Here is a 4,474-nt window from a genome sequence, read left to right as displayed (position 1 = left end):
GAGATTCCCCTGCCGGCCGCGCTTGCGGGCGGCAACTCAAGTGGGCCGCCGCCAACCCTTTCGACGCCAACCCACCTCAACCTCTATTCGGTCGGCTTCGACGCCACCTGGGAGCTGGATGTGTTCGGCGGCGTGCGGCGCGGCGTCGAGGCGGCGCGTGCAAACACCGAGGCGGCGCTCTGGCAACGGCGCGATGGCGAGGTCTCGCTCACCGCCGAGGTGGCCAGCGAATATTTCACCCTGCGCGCCGCCCAGACCCGGATCGGCCTGTTGAACGACGAACTGAAGGCCCAGCGCGACACCTTCGGCCTGATCCAGGCGCGCAACCGGGTTGGCTTCGTCACCCGGCTCGACGTCAACCAGCAGCAGACCCAGGTCGAGAGCACGGCCGCCCAGCTGCCGGACGCCCAGGCGCAGGAACGCGCCGCCCTGCATGCCCTCGGCGTCCTGCTCGGCCAGCCGCCGGAGGCGCTTCAGGCCGAACTGGCGGCGCCGGCGGCCATCCCCCCGTCTCCGGCCAGCCTGCCGGTCGGCCTGCCGTCGGAGCTGCTGCGCCGCAGGCCCGACGTGCGCACGGCCGAGCGCCAACTGGCGGCGGCCACGGCGGATGTCGGGGTCGCGGTCGCCGATCTGTACCCCAAGTTCGACCTCCTGGGGCTCGCTTCCCTGGCCAGCACCAAGACCAGCACCCTGTTCAACGGCTCCAGCGCCAGTTCCATCGGCATCGGCTATGTCAGCTGGCCGATCTTCCAGGGCGGCCGCATCCGCGCCAACATCGCCTCGACCCGGGCCCAGCGCGTCGAAGCCTATCTCGCCTATCAGAAGGCGGTGCTGGACGCCTTGAAGGACGTCGAGGACGCCTTGGCCCGGTGCAACGCCGACCGCGCCAAGCAGGCCGCCCTGCAACGCACGCTGGACGCCGCGCAGTCGACCCTGGCCATCGGCCGGGCCCAGTATGGAGCCGGCCTGGTCACCTTCTTGAATGTGCTGAACGCCCAGGATGCGGTGCTCAGGGCCCGCGACCAACTGGTGCAGACCAACGCCCAGTCGGACCAGGACGCCGCCTCGCTGTTCAAGGCGCTCGGCGGCGGCTGGAGCTGAAATCGGGAAATCGGGGAAACTGGGGACACGTACGCATCCCCAAAGTCTCGGATATCACTCGCGGAATCTGCGACGCGTACGTGTCCCCAATTTCCCAAATTTCAGCTCGCCGCGCCTATATGCTACGAGCGGCGCGCACGGTAACCGGTTGGGACGACCATGATCCTGGTGATCGATAACTACGACAGCTTCACCTACAACCTCGTCCACTATCTGAACGAGCTGGGGGCGGAGACCGAGGTCGTGCGCAACGACCAGATCAGCGTCCAGGACGCGCTGGCCCTGCGGCCCGAGGCCATCCTTCTGTCGCCCGGGCCCTGCACCCCGAACGAGGCCGGCATCTGCCTGCCGCTGCTGAGGGCGGCGCCGGGCGAAATGCCCATTCTGGGCGTCTGCCTGGGCCATCAGGCGATCGGCCAGGCCTATGCCGGCCAGGTGGTGCGCGCCAAGAGCCTGATGCATGGCAAGACCAGCCCGATCCGCCACAACGGCAAGGGCCTGTTCGCCGGTCTGGCCGACGGCTTCATCGCCACCCGCTATCACAGCCTGTCGGTGGACAAGGACAGCCTGCCGGCCGAGCTGGAGGTGACCGCCTGGGCCGACGACGGCGAGATCATGGGGCTGCAGCACCGCAGCCGGCCGGTGTTCGGCGTCCAGTTCCACCCGGAATCCATCGCGACGCAAGGCGGCCACGACCTTCTGGGCAACTTCCTCGATCTCGCCGGCGTCAAGCGCACGGCCCTGGCTTAGAGCGCCATGTCGGAGGCCTTCAAGCCGCTGCTGGCGCGCCTGGCCGACGGGGCGACCCTGTCCGACGCCGACGCCGACGCCTTCTTCGCCGCCTGCCTGCGCGGCGAGCCGACCCCGGCGCAGATCGCCGCGGCGGTCACCGCCATGCGCCTGCGCGGCGAGACCGTCGGTGAGATCACCGCCTGCGCCAGGGCCATGCGCGCCCAGAGCGTCAAGCTGGAACATCCCTACGCGGTGATCGACGTCTGCGGCACCGGCGGCGACGGGCTGCACACCCTGAACATCTCCACCGCCGTCGGCTTCGTGGCCGCGGGCGCCGGCCTGAAGGTGGCCAAGCACGGAAACCGCGCCGTCAGCTCGAAATCCGGCGCCTCCGACGTGCTGACCGCGCTGGGCGTCAATGTCGCCGCCACCCCGGCGCAGCAGCGCCGCGCCCTGGACGAGGCCGGCATCTGCTTCCTCTACGCGCCGGCGCATCACGCGGCGATGCGTCATGTGGCGCCGGTGCGGGCCGAGCTGGGTTTTCGCACCATCTTCAACCTGCTCGGACCGCTGTCCAATCCGGCCGGGGCGACGCGGCAGGTGGTCGGCGTGCCGGCCTCGCGCTTCGTCGAGCCGATCGCCCGGGCGTTGGGCGCGCTGGGCGCGGTGCGCGCCTGGGCGGTGCATGGCGACGGCATGGACGAGCTGACCACCACCGGCGAGACCGAGGTCGCGGAATGGCGCGACGGCGGCATTCGCCTTTTCCGCGTCACGCCGGAGGCGGTCGGGCTGCCCAGGGCGTCGCTGGCGGACCTGAAGGGCGGCGCGCCGGAGGCCAACGCGCGGGCGCTGCGCGCCGTGCTGGCCGGCGAGCCCGGTCCCTATCGCGACATCGTGCTGCTGAACGCGGCCGCGGCCCTGCTGGTGGCCGAGACGGTCGAGACCCTGCGCGACGGCGTCGCCCTGGCCGGGGCGGTGATCGACGACGGCCGGGCCACGGCCGCGCTCGACCGCCTGGTCGAGATCAGCAACGCCGCATGAGCGACATCCTGCTCAGCATCGCCGCCTATAAGCGCGACGAGGTCGCGGCCCGCAAACGCGCCCGCGGCCAGGGCGAGGTCGAGCGTGACGCCAAGGCGGCCTCGGCGCCGCGCGGCTTCATCGCGGCGCTGGCGCGCGCCCATGCGCCCGGCCGCCTGGCCCTGATCGCCGAGATCAAGAAGGCCTCGCCGTCCAAGGGGCTGATCCGCACCGATTTCGACCCGCCGGCGCTCGCCCTGGCCTACGCGCGCGGCGGCGCGGCCTGCCTCTCGGTGCTGACCGACGAACCCAGCTTCCAGGGCGCCGACGCGTTCCTGCAGGCCGCCCGCGCGGCGACCACCCTGCCCTGCCTGCGCAAGGAGTTTCTGGTCGACCCCTGGCAGGTGGCCGAATCACGCGCCCTGGGCGCCGACGCCATCCTGGTGATTCTCGCCCTGGCCGACGATTCGCTCGCCGCCGAGCTGATCGCCGAATCGGCCCGGTTCGGCATGGACGCCCTGGTCGAGGTCCACGACGAGGCTGAAATGGCCCGCGCGGCGCGGCTCGGCGCGCGCCTGATCGGGGTGAACAACCGCGACCTTCGCACCTTCGTCACCGACCTCGCGGTCACCGAACGGCTGGCGGCGTGCGCGCCCGCAAACGCTTTGCTGGTAACGGAAAGCGGCGTTTTCACGCCGGCCGACGCGCGGCGCCTGGAGGCCGCCGGGGCGCGCGCCATGCTGGTCGGCGAGAGCCTGATGCGGCAGCAAGATGTCGAAGCCGCCACCCGCGCCCTGCTCGGAGATTAATGGCCATTATCTTGACATTAACAAAGAACACCTAGAGAACATCGCCAACGTTTGCGGTTTGTTCCAAGAGGTTTTCAGCCCGCCATGCTTACGAAAAAGCAGCACGAACTGCTCATGTTCATCCATGAGCGCATCAAGGAGAGCGGCGTCTCGCCGTCCTTTGATGAAATGAAGGAAGCGCTGGATCTGGCGTCCAAGTCCGGCATCCACCGGCTGATCACCGCGCTCGAGGAGCGGGGCTTCATCCGCCGGCTGGCGCACCGGGCCCGGGCGCTCGAGGTGATCAAGCTGCCGCAGCAGGCGACCACGGCGGCGCCGCCGCAGGGCCGCCACGCCTTCAAGCCGCAGCTGGTCGACACCGATCGCTCCATGTCGCCGCCCATCCCCGCCAACGAGGCGCGCGAGCTGTCGGTGCTTGGCAAGATCGCCGCCGGCACGCCGATCGAGGCCATCCAGCACGAACGCGAGCGGATGATCGTGCCCGAGAGCATGCTGGGCGCCGGCGAGCACTATGTGCTGGAGGTGCAGGGCGACTCGATGATCGACGCCGGCATCTACGACGGCGACTACGTGATCATCCGCCGCGGCTCGACCGCCAATTCAGGCGAGATCGTCGTGGCCCTGGTGATGAACGAGGAAGCCACCCTGAAACGCCTGCGCCGCAAGGGCCAGTCCATCGCCCTGGAAGCCGCCAACCCGGCCTACGAGACCCGCATCTTCGGCCCCGACCAGGTGCAGGTGCAGGGCCGGCTGGTCGGCCTGATCCGCCGCTATCACTGATTGATCGTCCAGGGGCGCTGGCCCCTGAGCGG

The 4,474-nt window shown here is 70.2% G+C and carries 5 protein-coding genes; all 5 read left to right on the top strand.

The features are described from left to right. Nucleotides 1–1,101: efflux transporter outer membrane subunit (locus tag VGL85_RS11635; protein ID WP_331589106.1), on the top strand; the 1,101-nt coding region annotated here is incomplete at its 5' end. Between the two features lie 159 nt (nt 1,102–1,260). Next, entirely contained in the window at nt 1,261–1,851 is a 591-nt protein-coding gene (locus tag VGL85_RS11630) for an aminodeoxychorismate/anthranilate synthase component II (RefSeq protein WP_331589105.1), read from the top strand. A 6-nt stretch (nt 1,852–1,857) separates the two neighbouring features. Next, entirely contained in the window at nt 1,858–2,874 is a 1,017-nt protein-coding gene (gene trpD, locus VGL85_RS11625) for an anthranilate phosphoribosyltransferase (RefSeq protein WP_331589104.1), read from the top strand. Beyond that, complete coding sequence (gene trpC, locus VGL85_RS11620) at nt 2,871–3,662, top strand: indole-3-glycerol phosphate synthase TrpC (RefSeq protein WP_331589103.1); 792 nt, start codon at nt 2,871–2,873, stop codon at nt 3,660–3,662. Before trpD ends, trpC begins: the two co-directional genes overlap by 4 nt. Nucleotides 3,663–3,746: 84 nt before the next feature. Next, nucleotides 3,747–4,442, top strand: coding sequence for a transcriptional repressor LexA (gene lexA, locus VGL85_RS11615; protein WP_331589102.1), 696 nt, complete (start codon nt 3,747–3,749; stop codon nt 4,440–4,442). Nucleotides 4,443–4,474: the final 32 nt, after the last annotated feature.

It is taken from the genome of Phenylobacterium sp. (assembly GCF_036501465.1).
In the GTDB taxonomy this organism is placed as follows: Bacteria; Pseudomonadota; Alphaproteobacteria; order Caulobacterales; family Caulobacteraceae; genus Phenylobacterium.
This window is presented reverse-complemented; position numbering and strand designations above follow the sequence as displayed.

What these genes read in the sequence shown, in the direction of transcription:
- VGL85_RS11630 (WP_331589105.1), top strand. Translation starts at nt 1,261, where the DNA reads ATGATCCTGGTGATCGATAACTACGACAGCTTCACCTACAACCTCGTC.
- trpD (WP_331589104.1), top strand. Translation starts at nt 1,858, where the DNA reads ATGTCGGAGGCCTTCAAGCCGCTGCTGGCGCGCCTGGCCGACGGGGCG.
- trpC (WP_331589103.1), top strand. Translation starts at nt 2,871, where the DNA reads ATGAGCGACATCCTGCTCAGCATCGCCGCCTATAAGCGCGACGAGGTC.
- lexA (WP_331589102.1), top strand. Translation starts at nt 3,747, where the DNA reads ATGCTTACGAAAAAGCAGCACGAACTGCTCATGTTCATCCATGAGCGC.